This window comes from Bacillus sp. HY001, assembly GCF_007558965.1.
Lineage (GTDB): Bacteria > Bacillota > Bacilli > Bacillales > Bacillaceae_G > Bacillus_A > Bacillus_A mobilis.
Genome location: NZ_VLTE01000007.1, coordinates 77965 through 93998, shown reverse-complemented (window position 1 = coordinate 93998; position 16034 = coordinate 77965). Strand labels below are relative to the sequence as shown.

The 16034-nt window shown below is 34.0% G+C and carries 16 protein-coding genes; 12 read left to right on the top strand and 4 right to left on the bottom strand.

From position 1 onward, the window contains the following. The first annotated feature begins 164 nt into the window (after positions 1 to 164). From FOT98_RS07255 to FOT98_RS07240, 4 genes are all read left to right on the top strand, one after another. Positions 165 to 584, top strand: coding sequence for a VOC family protein (locus FOT98_RS07255; protein WP_000750850.1), 420 nt, complete (start codon positions 165 to 167; stop codon positions 582 to 584). Positions 585 to 835: 251 nt separating this feature from the next. Then, the gene (locus tag FOT98_RS07250) at positions 836 to 1843 is read left to right on the top strand and encodes a CgeB family protein (protein ID WP_063261789.1); all 1008 of its coding nucleotides are present in this window, start codon (positions 836 to 838) and stop codon (positions 1841 to 1843) included. A 645-nt stretch (positions 1844 to 2488) separates the two neighbouring features. Next, complete coding sequence (locus FOT98_RS07245) at positions 2489 to 4138, top strand: copper resistance CopC/CopD family protein (protein WP_063261791.1); 1650 nt, start codon at positions 2489 to 2491, stop codon at positions 4136 to 4138. A 32-nt stretch (positions 4139 to 4170) separates the two neighbouring features. Continuing rightward, positions 4171 to 4791, top strand: a complete 621-nt coding sequence (locus FOT98_RS07240) for a YcnI family copper-binding membrane protein (RefSeq protein ID WP_063261792.1) — start codon at positions 4171 to 4173, stop codon at positions 4789 to 4791. A 75-nt stretch (positions 4792 to 4866) separates the two neighbouring features. On the opposite strand, the gene FOT98_RS07235 is transcribed toward FOT98_RS07240, so the two are convergent. After that, on the bottom strand, positions 4867 to 5643 hold the full coding sequence (locus tag FOT98_RS07235) for an alpha/beta fold hydrolase (RefSeq protein WP_063261793.1): 777 nt from the start codon (positions 5641 to 5643) through the stop codon (positions 4867 to 4869). 115 nt (positions 5644 to 5758) lie between these two features. Next, on the bottom strand, positions 5759 to 6664 hold the full coding sequence (locus FOT98_RS07230; RefSeq protein WP_063261794.1) for a DMT family transporter: 906 nt from the start codon (positions 6662 to 6664) through the stop codon (positions 5759 to 5761). A gap of 97 nt (positions 6665 to 6761) precedes the next feature. Between FOT98_RS07230 and FOT98_RS07225 the strand changes: the two genes are divergently transcribed. The 4 genes from FOT98_RS07225 to FOT98_RS07210 all read left to right on the top strand — a co-directional run bounded on the left by FOT98_RS07225 (position 6762) and on the right by FOT98_RS07210 (position 9565). Then, the gene (locus FOT98_RS07225; protein WP_061676837.1) at positions 6762 to 7631 is read left to right on the top strand and encodes a LysR family transcriptional regulator; all 870 of its coding nucleotides are present in this window, start codon (positions 6762 to 6764) and stop codon (positions 7629 to 7631) included. A gap of 120 nt (positions 7632 to 7751) precedes the next feature. Further along, a complete protein-coding gene (locus FOT98_RS07220) occupies positions 7752 to 8183 on the top strand; it encodes an Rrf2 family transcriptional regulator (RefSeq protein ID WP_063261795.1) in 432 nt (143 codons plus the stop codon). 71 nt (positions 8184 to 8254) lie between these two features. Beyond that, entirely contained in the window at positions 8255 to 8905 is a 651-nt protein-coding gene (locus FOT98_RS07215; RefSeq protein WP_063261796.1) for a DsbA family oxidoreductase, read from the top strand. Positions 8906 to 8962: 57 nt separating this feature from the next. Further along, on the top strand, positions 8963 to 9565 hold the full coding sequence (locus tag FOT98_RS07210; protein ID WP_001277029.1) for a nitroreductase family protein: 603 nt from the start codon (positions 8963 to 8965) through the stop codon (positions 9563 to 9565). Positions 9566 to 9715: 150 nt separating this feature from the next. Here FOT98_RS07210 and FOT98_RS07205 read toward each other — a convergent pair whose 3' ends face one another. Continuing rightward, positions 9716 to 10135 (bottom strand): GNAT family N-acetyltransferase, encoded by a 420-nt coding sequence (locus FOT98_RS07205; protein ID WP_063261797.1) that lies wholly within the window; start codon positions 10133 to 10135, stop codon positions 9716 to 9718. Positions 10136 to 10323: 188 nt separating this feature from the next. Between FOT98_RS07205 and FOT98_RS32875 the strand changes: the two genes are divergently transcribed. The 3 genes from FOT98_RS32875 (at position 10324) to FOT98_RS07195 (ending at position 13367) form a co-directional block, all read left to right on the top strand. Continuing rightward, entirely contained in the window at positions 10324 to 10455 is a 132-nt protein-coding gene (locus FOT98_RS32875; RefSeq protein ID WP_061676841.1) for a hypothetical protein, read from the top strand. 109 nt (positions 10456 to 10564) lie between these two features. Then, positions 10565 to 12175 carry an amidase family protein gene (locus FOT98_RS07200; RefSeq protein WP_063261798.1) on the top strand — a complete coding sequence of 537 codons (1611 nt, stop codon included), beginning with the start codon at positions 10565 to 10567 and terminating at the stop codon, positions 12173 to 12175. Between the two features lie 178 nt (positions 12176 to 12353). Further along, positions 12354 to 13367 (top strand): AI-2E family transporter, encoded by a 1014-nt coding sequence (locus tag FOT98_RS07195; protein ID WP_063261799.1) that lies wholly within the window; start codon positions 12354 to 12356, stop codon positions 13365 to 13367. A 56-nt stretch (positions 13368 to 13423) separates the two neighbouring features. Here FOT98_RS07195 and FOT98_RS07190 read toward each other — a convergent pair whose 3' ends face one another. After that, positions 13424 to 14368 (bottom strand): L-lactate dehydrogenase, encoded by a 945-nt coding sequence (locus FOT98_RS07190; protein WP_061676844.1) that lies wholly within the window; start codon positions 14366 to 14368, stop codon positions 13424 to 13426. A 201-nt stretch (positions 14369 to 14569) separates the two neighbouring features. Here FOT98_RS07190 and FOT98_RS07185 point away from each other — a divergent pair, with 201 nt between their 5' ends. After that, positions 14570 to 16006 (top strand): flavin monoamine oxidase family protein, encoded by a 1437-nt coding sequence (locus tag FOT98_RS07185; RefSeq protein WP_063261800.1) that lies wholly within the window; start codon positions 14570 to 14572, stop codon positions 16004 to 16006. Positions 16007 to 16034 lie beyond the last annotated feature (28 nt).

Sequence of the window (16034 nt, the reverse complement as noted above, 5' to 3'; positions counted from 1 at the left end):
ATGGAATTTAAAAAAGATGACTCCTGTTGGATACAGAAATCATCTTCTTGATGTTGCCTAACTTTTTTCAAAATGTCCTTTACAAAGGGTACAGATTACTTGTTTCTATAACTTTTTTTGTTACTATTAATAATGAAAGAAAATAAAGTAGTAGGGGAAATAAAATGAAAAAAACAATTGATCATATTGGCATCGCAGTTCGAGATATAGATAGCACGATACGTTTTTATGAAAATGTGTTATTAGGAACTTTAATAGATCGTTACGTAAGTGAAGCTCCTGGTGTGGAAAGCGAAGTAGCCATTCTTGAAGTGGATGGAGATAGAATTGAATTACTTGCACCGACGAATAATACGACTTCACCAATTGCTCGATTTATAAAGCAAAAAGGTAAAGGCGTTCATCACGTTGCATATCGTGTCGATGATTTAGATGTAGCTTTAGAAGAGTTAAAAGAACAAGGTATTCGAACGTTAGAGCATACACTTCGAATTAATAAACACGGCAGAAGATTAATATATCTTAACCCAGCGGATACAGAGGGAACAATCATTGAGTATTGTGATTATCCGGAAGAGAAATAAAGTTCAACCTTAAGCAAAGGAGTTACATTATAATGTAACTCCTTTTTATTTATGTATTTGTGTGAGGTGACAAAAAAGTTATACATTTTATAAGAAAGTCATATCTTATATAAAGATGTAGAATGAGTTGATTATGCTCCTCTTCCGCGGCAATAGGTTACAGGGGAGACTAATTTGTAGCCAACTATATATTTTTAGGTAATACAATATAATATAAATAGTTAATTACATGTATTGGAGCGTGGCTATTTGTGACGATTTCATATAGTGCTGAAAATTTTAACGTATTATTTGTTAAATCTGGTGCTTCTGTATATTTTCCAGTGTTAGAGGAATCAATATTTAATAGTTTGAAAAAAGTAATTGGTAATGTAACGATGGTAACATACAAAAATTTGGTGAAAACAGCTTTAAAGATACAGCCCTCACTCATTATTGTATTCCATGGTTTTGAAGAAGGAATAAGTAAGGGAATTCAAGAGTTAAAACAATATAATTTTACGACTGCACTCTGGCTTACAGATGATCCTTACTTTACAGATGTGACAAAAAATTTAGTGCTTGATTATGATTATGTTTTTACACAAGATACAGGATGTATTGATTTTTATAAAGATTTAGGCTGTGATAATGTTTATTACTTGCCTTTAGCGGCAGAACCTCCTGCATATACGCCGATACGTACGGAAGAGGATTATTTATTTGATATTAGTTTCATAGGGACTGCTTTTGATAATCGGCTAGCGTTTATTGATTCAATTGCAGAGTATTTAGTGACTAAAAACACCTTAATTATAGGATGTAACTGGGATAGACTAAAAAACTATGAATTATTGAAGGATAAGATTATACTTTTACCATTTTTGGTTTATAAAAATAGTATGGAATATTATACAAAAAGTAAAATTAACATGAATATACATCGATCGATAGAGGATGTAACATTTAATATAAATAGAGTAAAAATAAATGCTTGTTCCATTAATAATCGTACATTTGAAATAGCTAGTACAGGTGCTTTTCAAATGACGGATATTCGTTCAGATTTGGAAAAGTGCTATATTCCAGGGGTGCAAATTGAGACATTTACTTCATCGGTTGATTTTATAGAGAAAGCAGAAAGGTATTTGGCAAATCCAGCACAAAGAAATAAAATTGCGATGGAAGGATTTAGAAGAACACTAATTGAACATACATATGATAAAAGGGTAAAAGATTTATTGGAAATAATTAGTGTTAATCCTAAAAAAGAAAGTTAAACTTAAAAATAGGGATAGGATATGCAGAAACATAAAATGTTTAAAGAACAAGGTATTAGAGCATACACTTCCCATTAATAAGCATGATAGAAGGTTATTTTATCTTAACACAGCAGATACAAAAGAAATGAGCATGGATTATGGTGATTATCTGGAAGAGAAGTAAAAGAATTGTATTAAGAAAAGGTGTTGCGTGATAACGTAATGCCTTTTTTGTTTCTTCGGCTATTTGCGAGTGATAAGACTACCACCTCAAAAGTCTGCGAATATGAGAGAGTTAAGTGGGAGCTTCCCGTCCATAAAGGTCTGACTGGCGTGGGCTAATAATTAGGGGGGAACAAAAACACCCACTGATAAAAGTTTTACTTTATGTATTTCACACTTTCTTCACAAATGATTCACGATAACTTTTCTTCTTCAGGAACTTACATAAATATATTTTATGATATAATTACAATCGACTTTAAAAATGTAAGTTGTATCTATGAAGGTAGTTACTATTTTATTGGAAGTTTAGAGGTGAGAGAGAAATAAAGAGTTATACTGTATAGTAATTTATATTTAATCAGGTTAATATTTCGCCGGAGAATTGAACTTGGGAAGTTAAAGGAATGGAAGTATAGCGATGAGTAAGAAAGAAGTGAAATGATTGTGAAAGTAATGAAAAGGTTAGGGGCATGGCTATTCATTGTATGTGTGCTTATTATATTGATACCAAAAAGTGCATCTGCTCATGCGTACATTGTGAAATCCAACCCTGCTGAAAATGAAACGTTGAAGAAAGCACCAGCTGTTGTGAAGATTGAATTCGATGAGGATATACAAGTTTCGCATTTTAATACATTGTTTGTAAGAGATACATCAGGTACAAGAGTAGATTTAAAAGATGCTCATATCGATAAGAAAAATAAAAAATTATTAGAAGCAGGGTTAAAAGAAAATTTGAAAAACGGACTCTACTCTATTCAGTGGAAAGTGATTTCAGCTGACGGTCATCCTATTCAAGGAGTGATTCCATTCCGAATTGGATCAGCAGAAGCGGGAGCAGACGATATACAAGTAGAAGAGATGGGATATGTCCCGCAAATAGATATGATTATGGAACGTGGCGTTCTATATACAAGTTTCTCACTATTTATAGGAGTGCTATTCTTTAATCTTATTATGTACAAAGGGAATGCAATCTCGGTTCAATCAAGAAGTAAAAAAATAATATGGATCTCATTAATTGGCATATTCATTAGTTTACTATTCAATCTACCATTGCAAGCGAAAATAAATGCTGATGTTTCATGGATAGAAGCATTCGATCCTTTACTATTAAAAGAAACATTACAGCTCTCTGTTTTTAGTTACGTATGGCTCACTCAAATGGCTCTTATTAGTTTGCTTATAATCGTTACGTATTTTGCGATGAAGTGTGAAAAGCTATCGTCGTTTAAAGTATGGAGCATTCCGATAGTATTGTTTATTGGGATACTGGTTATGAAAGCCTTTAATAGTCACGCATATGGTTTAAAGTTTAAAGAAATTGCTGTCGTTATGGACTTTCTACATTTATTCGCAGCTTCATTATGGATTGGCGGTCTATCGACCATTATTCTTCTTTTACGTAAAGAGGATGACAAGTGGAGTATGTATTGGGATATGATTAAGCGTTTTTCACCGTGGGCAACAGGTGCTGTCATCGTGATTTTAATAACAGGTCTTTTTAACAGTACATTTTTTATTCCAACAATCCACTCGTTATTTGATACGAAGTATGGATTAGCTTTATTAGCAAAAATACTTTTATTCATTTTCATGGGGATATTGGGAATTGTTCATTATGTGAAAGGGAAAATGAGAGCGAAGCAAGGATTAGGCGCTACGGTGAAAGTAGAGTTTATCATAGGAATTATTATTTTCGTAATCGTAGCTTTTATGACAAACGTACAAACACCGCCGATGCCACCTACTGGACCTTTTACAGAGAGTAAACAATTAGATAATGGATATGAACTTACTTTACATGTAAGTCCTAATAAAGTAGGAAAAAATACATTCCATATTACTTTAAAGGATGAGAACGGACAACCTGTTACTGATATGGAGCAAATTATTTTAACTACGCAATCATTGGATATGAACATGGGAAAAGGCTCATTTAAAGTTTCGGCCGTTTCACCAGGAGAATATGAATCGGAAGGTATGTATATTAACATGACAGGAAACTGGAATATACAAGTGCACGGATTAACAAAATCTCTTGATAGCTTTGATGCGGATTATAAATTTATAGTAGGCGGCAGATAAAGAGAAGGTATAAATAAAAAGGAGTTAATAAAATGAAACGTATAAAAAAAATTGGCACGACAATGATCGCAACAATAATTGCAATGGGCATTTTTTCGTTACCGGTTAGTGCGCACGTCACTGTGAAACCAGCGACTTCGGACGTTAATTCTTGGGAGACTTACACGATAAAAGTACCGGTTGAAAAGAATGTGGCAACGACAAAAGTTACACTGAAAATACCGTCTGGAGTGGAGTTTCAACAGTATGAACCCGTGCCAGGATGGAAAGTGGAGGAGCAGAAAGATAATGCTGGAAAAGTTAAAACTGTAGTGTGGGAAGCAACGGGAGAGGGGATTTTACCTGGTCAGTTCCAGCGATTTACTTTTGTCGCTAAAAATCCGGATAAAGAACAAAAAATAGCTTGGGATGCATACCAACAATATAAAGATGGAGAAATTGTTGAATGGACAGGCGATGAAAAAGCTGAAAAACCACATTCACTTACTACAATTGCAAAAGGTACGTCATTAACAGGTGAACATGGTGAAGTGTCTAGTGTAGAAAAGAATGAAAGCACTAGTAATATGCAATTGATAGCAATTGTCTTATCTATTTTAGCGATTGTATCGTCGGTAGGTGCGTGTGTTTTTGTAGTACGTCGTAAAAGATAAGTAAGATTGAAAGGTCTCATTGTAAATAATGAGACCTTTTTATTAGGTCTTTGGATTAGTAATAATGTATGGAAATTAATTGACGATTATTAAGTCTTCCGGCAAAATATCATGTTCGAGCCAGTTTTCAATTAAAGTATTAAATAGTATAGGATTTGCCAAAGAGATTCCATGACCAATTTCAGGAATGATAATACCTGTACAATTCGTATTACTTTCAAGGATTTCATTCATCGAGTCTTTCATAATTCTTTTTTCTTTGTCTCCAACAGTTACTAATATATTACTATTAGCATCCTTGAAACCTTTTGGTATTGTAAATGACATGTTTTCTTCTAATATCCTTACAAATGTATTTTTACTTATTTGACAACTTTCATGATAATAGTTATCAAAATGTGTTTCATCTATGTACATTGATTTTGCTTGTATTTTGGAAAATGTCTTACTCTTTATTAGGAAGTGGGTTAAGCTAAGAGAGCTTATAAATGTTTTAGCGAGAGGAATCGGTTTAACTAATGCGCTATTTACCATAGCATATTGAATTAAGTGTGGCTTCATGCTGAGCATAGCAATTAATACTTGAGCGCCTAATGAAAAACCAATTACTATAACAGTTTTACCTTGTCCTTTTTCTTCAATTAGTTCTATGATTTTTTTAGCACTAAAGTTTATTGAGAAATGATCTTTACTTCTGTTTTTTCCTTGCTCCGGTAAATCAGGAACAAGGCAGTGAAAGTTAGTAAAATGTTTAATTTGTTTGTCCCACATCCATCCACTGACTCCACCCCCATGAATAAACACCATAAGTGGAGAGCTTGAATCTCCAAATTCTTTATACTGTAAAACCATATAATTCCCCCTTATGATTAGAATTGTTAGTCTATTTGTATATATTAGAGAAAATATTCTTGCTATTTAAATATCATCATACAATAAAAAAGAATCTACAAACGTAGACTCTTTTTTATTTCACTTCAACCTGCTGCCTTACAGCAAGTGTTTTCGGCTTTATATTAACAAAACAAATACTCACCACAATAAATAATAGTCCGATGAATAAACTAATAGTAATGGCCTCGTGTAAGAAAATTGAACTTACAATAATAGCGATTAGTGGAATAAGAAATGTATAAGCCCCAACTTTACTTGCTTCACCAGCTCCAACGAGTGTGAAATATGCAAGCCATCCCATTGCAATAACAAAGAATGAAATAAAGAGAAGTACGCTAATAAATGGTAGACTCCAAGCGATGGTAGACCAGCTTTCAAACTCTGAACCAAATCCAATTAAGCAAAAACCGCCAATAATGAGCTGAAGTGTTACCATCCAAATGGAATTAACGCGGTGCCCAGTTTTCTTAATAAATACTGTTCCAAGTGCCCAGCCAATCGCACATCCTATCGCGAGAAGGGTTCCGATAATAGAAATATGTCCAGTTAAACTACTAGAGCTAATAACACCTACGCCAATAAATCCAAGAACAAGCCCGAAAATTTTTAACCCGTACATAGATTCTTCAAGCCAAATCCATGAGAAAATGCCGAGTAAAACAGGTTGTAGAAATACAATGGCGGAAAATAAACCAGCAGGCATATATTGAAGGCCAACAGTTTGTAATCCGTAAAATATAATGATGTTAAGTAAAGAAGAAATAACGTATAAATGCCAAGTTTCTTTTAAGTGTAACTCTTTGTATTTCGGTAATGCGAAAAGGAGTAAAATGAATCCTCCAATTAAAGTTCGAACGCCTGCAAATAAAACGGGTGGTGTATAATGCAGGGCAAACTTAGATAAAGGCCAATTGATTCCCCACATGAAAACGAGAAAGGTAAGGATTATGGCCGTTTTAGTTCGAGAAAGCTGTGTCACGGTAAGACCTCCTTGTTGTTATTCATTTCACTATGATATGATATCGACTGTAATAAATAAAATGAATCTTTTTTATAAGGAGTATAAGTGATTAGTTATGACCATTACACAACTGCAAGTATTAATAAAAACTGTTGAGTTAGGTAGTTTTACGAAGGCTGCTCGGGTGTTAAATATGACGCAGCCAGCTGTAAGTCATGCCATTTCAAGTATTGAATCAGAGTTAGGAGTTACGATTCTTATACGTGATAAACGAAAAGGATTAATCGTTACGGATGTAGGAAACAGAATTCTTGTACATATTAGAGAGATTTTGAACGGCGTAGAGAAGATTGAACAAGAAGTTGCGATGGAGAAAGGACACGAAGTGGGGACGATTCGAATTGGGAGTTTTCCGAGTGCTTCTGCACATTTTTTACCGAAAATGATAAACCATTTTAAGGAGAAGTATCCGAACTTAGAAGTCGTTCTTTGTGAAGGAACAATTAAAGAAGTTGAAGATTGGTTAGTATCAAGGGTTGTTGATATAGGAATTGTTATCTTGCCTAATAAAGAGATGGAGATTGTCCCATTAACGAAGGGAAAAATGGTTGCTATCTTAAGAGAGGATCATCCTCTTTGTAAGAAGGACTCTATTACAATTAGTGATTTAGAGAATGAACCGATTATATTATGTAAGGGTGGATATGAACCACCCATTATTGATATGTTTAAACAAGCTAACGTACCACTTCGGGCTGAATATGTAATATCGACCGTTACGACAGCTTTAAATATGATTCAGGAAGGGCTAGGTATTGCAATATTAGCTGAATTATCTTTAACGAATTTACCACAGAATGTGCAAACGAGAGAATTGGAACCGCAAGTATGGAGAGAAATTGCTTTAGCTGTTCCTTCATTAAAGGATTCTTCAATCGCTGTGCAGCTATTTATTGAAGAATTTCAAGCGCTATTTGCAGAATAACAAGAGGTGTCTCATATATCATAATGGGGCACTTTTAAATTTGTTTATAAAAAATATATGAAAAGGATTGACTTATCTTTTTGTTGTAACTATAATGATTACATCGAGGTGGTGATCATGATGAAAATTAGTAGCCGCTTTTCTATAGCTGTTCATATTTTATCTATTTTGAAAAACAATCCATCTTCACTTTGTACTTCAGACTATATGGCTGAAAGTGTAAATACGAATCCAGTAGTCATTCGTAAAATGATGTCGTACTTGAAGCAAGCTGGATTTGTATATGTAAATCGCGGCCCAGGTGGTGCGGGATTATTAAAGGATTTACATGAAATCACATTGTTGGATGTGTATCATGCAGTAAATGTAGTCGAAGAAGATAAGCTATTTCATATCCACGAGCAACCAAATCCAGATTGTCCAATTGGAGCGAATATTCAAGCTGTATTAGAAGTTATATTAATACAAGCACAATCTGCGATGGAAGAAGTTTTAAGAAATATTACGATGGGGCAGTTGTTTGAAACTTTGCAAGAGAAAATGAATGCTTAAATCATATTTATATTTTTTTGTCATTGATGTAACTGATTTGATTACAACTATAAAGGTAAGGTGTAAAAATTATGACTGTAAAAATGAAAGTATACTCAGATTTTATATGTCCATTTTGTTTTTTAGCAAAAGGTCCATTAGATGAGGTAGCGAAAGAGAATGATGTAGAGATTGAATGGATGCCATTTGAATTACGTCCAAGTCCATATTCAAAAATAGATCCATGGAATGAGCCGGAAAAATTAGGTTCATGGGACGCTTTCATTCTTCCAACTGCGAAGAAATTAGGAATTGATATGCGTTTGCCACGTGTTTCTCCGCATCCATATACACATTTAGCTTTCGAAGGATGTCAATTTGCGAAAGAACGTGGACTTGGAAATGAATATCATCACCGCGTATTCACAGCATTTTTCCAAGAAGAGCAAAACATTGAAGATATTGATGTTTTAACAAAATTAGCGGTAGAAGTAGGTCTTCCTGAAGCCGAATTTAAAGATGCGTTAGTAACTCGTAAATATAAAGAAAAGCATCAAGAAGCGATTCAGCACGCATATGATGAAGCGAATATTATGGCTGTTCCCACTGTCATGATTGGAGAGGAAGTCATTCAAGGGCTTGCTAGTAAAGAAACGCTACAAAGAGTAATTGATAAAGAAATTGAAAAGGAAAAAACAAATTCATTTGAAGGTATGCAGTGTAATACAGATGGATATTGCTAATTCGCTTGTTATGAAATAACAAAATAAATTATAAAACAAATATTTGGAGGAATTAACATGTCAGCAACTACAACAAACTTAAAAGAAGCAATCGTGAACCGTCGTTCTATTCGTAAAGTAACAAAAAACGATGCAATTACGAAAGAAAGAATTGAAGAAGTTTTAAAAACAGCTTTACACGCACCAACATCTTTCAATATGCAAAGTGGCCGTATGGTTGTATTAATGGATGGAGAGCATGAAAAGTTTTGGGATATTGTTAAAGAAACACTAAGAGCCCGCGTACCAGCAGAAAACTTTGAAGCGACTGTAGAAAGATTAAAAGGTTTCCATACAGGTGTTGGGACTGTGTTATTCTTTGAAGATCAAGCAACAGTAGAAAAAATGCAAGAGAATGCACCATTATATAAAGATCAGTTCCCATTCTGGTCTCATCAAGGAAATGCAATGTTACAACATACTGTATGGATGTTATTAGCAGCTGAAGGAATTGGCGCATCCCTGCAACACTACAATCCAATTGTAGATGCTGAAGTGAAAGAGACTTGGAACATTCCAGCTGAGTGGAGCTTAGTAGGACAAATGCCATTTGGTGAGCCAAATGAACAACCAGGAGAAAGAACATTTTTACCTACTGAAGATGTAGTGAAATTTTATTAAGAAATTTAATATGTAAAGAGTGAAATAAAAGGAGAGTACATATGAGCCATATATGTACTCTCCTTTCGTATGTAATGTTAAAGATAAACACATACTGCAAGAACAAATTCCTTCATATGAACCGAAGTGTTTCCTTACAATAAAAATCTATTATGTTTTTGAAATGACAGTAAACATTCCCGTCATATTTGGTGAGTAATCTTTAAAATCAAATTTCTCATAGAACGATTTTTTACCTTCTGATGCAAACAAACCGACAAACGCTTTATCAGGGGCATTTTCATGTAAGTATGTAACTAAACGATGCATGATTTCTTTCCCGATACCATGTTTCTGATAATCCGGATGAACCACTATATCTTGAATATAGAAATAGATAGATCCATCACCAACAATTCTACCCATGCCGATCATTTTTTCATTATCTTTCACTGTGATGCAGTGAATAGAATGTTTTAGTGAAGTTTCCGCCACTTCAAAATTCATATAATTAGTCCATCCAACAGAATCACATAAATATTTATACTCTTCCAATGTTGGAATGTTATGTTTAAACTCATATGTTTTCAAAATGTACCCTCCAAACCCTTAAATTCAACAAATATATACTATAAATTCGACATTTCTTTATCGTTTCCTCTTATGTAACTCAATTCCCTTTAGCTATCGAATTTCGTATAGTTTCCTTATTTGTATTAATTTATAGGAGTTTAGGGGAAAAATATTAGAAATAATGCAATAGAAAGGGAAGTGGAAAAATGAATGATGAGAAAAAATATACAGTAGTAGGTACTGATGTTGAGGAAGTAAAACGTTTAAATAAGAATTCAGGATTAACATATAATCAGGTGAAAGAATTATTAGCAAAGCAAATGCAAAATAAGAAGTAATGAAATTAAAATTCTTCATTTTTTCATGTAGCATTTCAATTAGAGAGAGTTACAAGGATAACTCTCTTTTTCAATACAATTTAGCAACTTTTAGAGTGGAGGTAACAACATGAAAAAGTGGGTAAAGATAATGTTGTCGATCGCTGGAGGTATTGTCCTGTTGGCATGTGCCGGAGGGTATTACATGTATAAAAATTATTTTCCAAAGGAACCGGAGCGTATCGTATATGATAAAGATAGAGTGTTAAAACCGATACATAATCAGTTGAAAGACATTAACATAGAAAACATAAAGATAAAAGAAAAAGAAGTCGTAGATGCGACTGTAGATGAGCTTCAAAAAATGATTGATGATGGGAAATTATCATATGAAGAATTAACGAGTATTTACCTTTTTAGAATACAAGAACATGACCAAAATGGAATATCATTAAATGCTGTTACAGAGATTAATCCAAATGCAATGGAAGAAGCGCGAAAGCTAGATAAAGAAAGATCTTTCAATAAGAAGTCGAACTTATACGGCATGCCAGTTATCGTAAAAGATAATATACAAACAGAAAAGGTGATGCCGACAAGCGCGGGTACGTATGTGTTAAAAGATTGGATTGCAGATGAAGATGCCACGATCGTGAAGAAGTTGAAAGAAGAAGGTGCTTTCGTTTTAGGAAAAGCGAATATGTCTGAGTGGGCAAATTATTTATCCTTTACAATGCCTAGCGGCTATAGCGGGAAAAAAGGACAAAATTTGAATCCATACGGTCCGATTACGTTTGATACATCGGGATCAAGTTCAGGGTCTGCTACAGTAGTTGCGGCAGATTTCGCACCACTTGCAATCGGGACGGAAACGACTGGATCGATTGTAGCACCAGCGACGCAGCAATCAGTAGTTGGATTACGTCCATCACTAGGTATGGTGAGTAGATCAGGCATTATTCCATTAGCTGAAACACTTGATACAGCAGGACCGATGGCAAGAACAGTAAAGGATGCGGCAACGTTATTTAACGTAATGGTAAGTTATGATGAAAAAGATGCTATGACAGAAAAAATGAAAGATAAAGAAAGAATTGATTATACGAAAGATTTATCAATAGACGGATTGAAAGGGAAAAAAGTAGGAGTTCTTTTTTCAATAGACCGACAAGATGAAAATAGAAAAGAAGTAGCAGAAAAGATTAGAAAAGACCTTCGAGATGCAGGTGCGATCTTGACTGATGATATTCAGTTAAACGCTGAGGGTGTAGATAATTTGCAAACATTAGAATATGAGTTCAAACATAATGTTAACGATTATCTTTCAAAGCAAAAAAAGGTACCGGTAAAATCGCTAGAAGAGATTATAACGTTTAATAAAAAGGATAGTAATAGACGAATAAAATATGGACAAACATTAATTGAGGGATCTGAAAAATCTGCTATAACGAAAGATGAGTTTCAAAAAGTAGTGCAAACGAGTCAAGAAAATGCAAGAAAAGAGCTAGATAGGTATTTAGTAGAAAAAGGTTTGGATGCTTTAGTTATGATTAACAACGATGAAGTTCTTCTATCAGCTGTAGCTGGCTATCCAGAATTAGCTGTGCCAGCAGGATATGATAACAATGGAGAGCCAGTAGGTGCAGTGTTTGTCGGAAAGCAATTCGGTGAAAAGGATCTGTTCAATATGGGATATGCGTATGAGCAGCAGTCTAAAAATAGAAAATCACCAAAATTATAAAAGGGTAAACGAAAAAAAGAGTGCCACTAAATTATGTTGATGTGCTAATAGAAAAAGAATCTAACATTATTAAAAGAAAAAAAGGATTCTTCTCAATTAGTAAGAAAGATTGTCTATAGAAGTTCATAAAATGTAATATATTCAATTTCCATCCATTGAAGGGGGAGGTTAAATCTTAATGAATGAAGTGAAAAATTTCTTTCGAAGTAGAGGGTTCCAACGGTTTCTCGTTTTAATAATAGTAGCGCTTGTATTATATGGATTAAAAAGTATGATTAATTTAATATTAATTACGTTCATACTGACATTTTTAATGGATCGGTTTCAACGTTTTATTTCAAAGAAATTGAAAGTGAATCGGAAAATTGTTATCGCATGTTTGTATATCATATTAGTTACTTTTATCGGCACAACATTATATAAATACTTACCTGTGCTAACGATACAAATTTCCCAATTGATTTATCAGTTTAGGTTATTTTTTCAAAATCCACCTGATAATGAAATCATTAAATATGCACTTTCAACAATTAATGGGATGGAAGTCTCAAAATATATAGAACAAGGTGTAGATGTCATATATCAATCGATTGCAAATATAGGAAAAGTCAGTTTGCAAATACTGCTCTCTCTTATTTTAAGTTTATTTTTCTTGTTAGAAAAAGAACGCATCATATCATTTACTTCGAAATTTAAAGATAGTAGTCTGAAGGTTTTTTATGAGGAGATTGCATATTTTGGTGAAAGGTTTGCAAGATCGTTCGGTAAAGTAATTGAAGCGCAGTTTTTAATTGCAATTGTCAATTGTATTCTTACTGTCATTGCATTAATCGTTTTAGGATTTCCGCAGCTTCTCGTATTAGCTGTCATGATTTTCTTACTAGGATTAATTCCTGTTGCCGGTGTATTCATTTCCTTGTTCCCGCTATGTATTATTGCTTATAACGTAGGCGGAGTTATGTATGTTGTATACATACTTGTGTTCATTACAATAATCCATGCTCTTGAAAGTTATTTTTTAAACCCGAAGTTCATGTCTGCGAAAACGAATTTACCAATCTTTTATACATTTATGATTCTCATCTTTTCAGAGCATTTCCTTGGAATATGGGGGCTTATTATTGGTATACCAATCTTCATCTTCTTATTAGATGTACTGAATGTAAATAATGAGGAGACGATTAAAAAATAGAAAATAAATAAAAAAAGCAATCCAAAATAAATTGGATTGCTTTTTTGCATACATGATTAAAGAACAGGGTCCATTGTTTCTTTCAATACTTGAACAGAGTGATCGAATTTTAATTCTTCTTCTTCACTTAATTCCACTTCTAAAATTTCACGAACACCGCCGCGATTTAAAACAGCAGGTACGCCGATATAAACATCTTTTTGACCGTATTGACCTTCTAAGTAAGCTGATACTGTTAATACACTATTTTCGTCGTTTAAAATCGCCTTAGTAACACGTAAAAGTGACATACCAATACCATAGTAAGTTGCACCTTTTCGCTCAATAATATGGTAAGCTGCATCACGAACATTTATGAAGATTTTGTCTAAATCTTCTTGCGTGTATGTGTTGTCTTTATCAAGAAGTGTTTGTAGTTTTTGAATACCAATGGATACGTGACTCCAAACAGGAAGTTCCGTATCACCATGTTCTCCGATAATATAAGCATGAATGTTGTGAGGACCAATATCGAAATACTCACCTAACATATAGCGGAAACGAGCAGAATCAAGAGTTGTACCAGAACCGATTACACGTTCTTTTGGTAAACCAGATTCTTTCCAAGTTACATAAGTTAAAATATCGACAGGGTTAGTTGCGATTAAGAAGATACCATCAAATCCGCTATCCATAATACTACGAACGATTTGTTTAAAGATTTTCGCGTTTTTCTCAACTAAATCTAAACGTGTTTCGCCTGGCTTTTGTGGTAATCCAGCCGTAATAACTACAAGATCAGCATCTTTACAATCTTCGTAGCTGCCTTTCCATACTCTAGTTGGAGCTGGTGCAAAAGGAACAGCATGACTTAAATCCATTGCCTCTCCTTCAGCTTTTGCCTCGTTTACATCAACTAAAACAAATTCTTCAGCTACAGCTTGGTTAATCATGCAGTAAGCGTAACTACATCCAACTGCTCCTGTTCCTACTAATACAACACGGTTAATACCTTTTTTCATTTCAAAATTCCTCGCAATTTCATTGATTTTATTATGTAAGATAATACGTCTTACTTCTATAGAGTCATATCTAGTTTATTACAATTTATAAAAGATATTCAAGTATTTGAAAATGTATCCGTGCAATTTCTTGCATGAAACATAGTACGTAAGTGAACCGAATATACTGCAATAAAATCCTTTATTGAAGGAGAAAAGGGCATGATGCAGCCGTTAACGATGGAAAAAATGCTTCATATTATTAATGTGGGGCTCGTTAAAACGAAGAACCCAAAGCAGATTATTATTGCTGGTGCAGGGATTTCGGGCTTAGTTGCAGCATCGTTATTGAAAGAAGCAGGTCATAATATAACAATTTTAGAAGCGAATAACCGAATAGGCGGAAGAATATATACGATCCGTGAACCATTTAGCTTTGGTTTATATTTTAATGCAGGGCCGATGCGAATTCCTGACACACACGAGTTAACTTTAGCTTACATTCGTAAGTTTAAATTACCGTTAAATTTGTTTATAAATAAAACCACTTCAGATATTATTTATACGAATAATATTAAAACGAGATTGAGCATATTCGAAAAAAATCCAAGTATACTGAGATATCCAATTGTAGAGAACGAAAAAGGAAAAACGGCAGAAGAGTTAATGTTAGTAGTATTAGAACCAATACTAAACTTTATAAAAAAAGATCCTAATAAAAATTGGATTATCGTTGAAAAAAAGTATAAAGCATATTCGCTTGGCTCATTTTTAATTGAGTATTATTCAGACGGAGCAATAGATATGATAGGTGTACTTCTTGATATGGAAGCATATATGGGAATGTCTTTAATTGAAGTATTACGTGAAATGATCTTTTTTACCTCAACGACAAAATATTACGAGATAACGGGCGGAATGGATGCATTACCAAATTCATTTTTACCGGAGTTAAAAGCTCATATTTTTATGTCGTATAAAGTAGAGAAAATCATACAAGAAGATAATAAAGTAATGATGCAAGGAAGTCAGGAGCAAACGTTACATCCATTTATCGTAACAGGCGACAGTGCTATTATTACAATTCCATTTTCAGCGTTACGGTTTGTAGAAGTTCAGCCATATCATTTATTCTCTTATTATAAAAGACGAGCAATTCGTGAGTTAAATTATATTGCTGCAACTAAAATTGCGATAGAGTTTAAAAGTAGATTTTGGGAGAAAGCGGGACAATACGGCGGTAAATCTATTACAGATTTACCGATTCGATTTACATATTATCCGAGTTATGGCATTCATACACCAGGGGCAGCCATCGTTTTAGCGAGTTATACGTGGGCAGATGAGGCGTTAACGTGGGATAGTCTCCCTCAAAGTGATCGTATTCGTTACGCATTAAAAAATTTAGCAGAAATATACGGTGACATCGTCTATAGTGAATTTGTTACTGGAACATCTTTTAGCTGGAGTAAAAATCCGTATTCTTGCGGCGCATTTACGGCTTTCGAACCAGGCCAAGAGCTCGAGTTATTTCCGTATATTACGCCGCCAGCTGGCAAAGTACACTTTGCAGGAGAGCATACGACATTAACGCATGGATGGATGCAAGGAGCAATAGAGTCTGGAGTTAGGGTTGCACATGAAGTAAACGAACAGTGAATCTGTTATGTTTACAAATGGTCATTCT

Bases quoted from the DNA above. Each gene is read 5' to 3' on its own strand.
- FOT98_RS07225 (WP_061676837.1), top strand. From the start codon at position 6,762: ATGACCATTACACAACTGCAAGTATTAATAAAAACTGTTGAGTTAGGT.
- FOT98_RS07185 (WP_063261800.1), top strand. From the start codon at position 14,570: ATGATGCAGCCGTTAACGATGGAAAAAATGCTTCATATTATTAATGTG.
- FOT98_RS07240 (WP_063261792.1), top strand. From the start codon at position 4,171: ATGAAACGTATAAAAAAAATTGGCACGACAATGATCGCAACAATAATT.
- FOT98_RS07255 (WP_000750850.1), top strand. From the start codon at position 165: ATGAAAAAAACAATTGATCATATTGGCATCGCAGTTCGAGATATAGAT.
- FOT98_RS07200 (WP_063261798.1), top strand. From the start codon at position 10,565: ATGAAAAAGTGGGTAAAGATAATGTTGTCGATCGCTGGAGGTATTGTC.
- FOT98_RS07210 (WP_001277029.1), top strand. From the start codon at position 8,963: ATGTCAGCAACTACAACAAACTTAAAAGAAGCAATCGTGAACCGTCGT.
- FOT98_RS07220 (WP_063261795.1), top strand. From the start codon at position 7,752: ATGAAAATTAGTAGCCGCTTTTCTATAGCTGTTCATATTTTATCTATT.
- FOT98_RS07245 (WP_063261791.1), top strand. From the start codon at position 2,489: ATGATTGTGAAAGTAATGAAAAGGTTAGGGGCATGGCTATTCATTGTA.
- FOT98_RS07190 (WP_061676844.1), bottom strand. From the start codon at position 14,368: ATGAAAAAAGGTATTAACCGTGTTGTATTAGTAGGAACAGGAGCAGTT.
- FOT98_RS32875 (WP_061676841.1), top strand. From the start codon at position 10,324: ATGAATGATGAGAAAAAATATACAGTAGTAGGTACTGATGTTGAGGAA.
- FOT98_RS07215 (WP_063261796.1), top strand. From the start codon at position 8,255: ATGACTGTAAAAATGAAAGTATACTCAGATTTTATATGTCCATTTTGT.
- FOT98_RS07195 (WP_063261799.1), top strand. From the start codon at position 12,354: ATGAATGAAGTGAAAAATTTCTTTCGAAGTAGAGGGTTCCAACGGTTT.
- FOT98_RS07235 (WP_063261793.1), bottom strand. From the start codon at position 5,643: ATGGTTTTACAGTATAAAGAATTTGGAGATTCAAGCTCTCCACTTATG.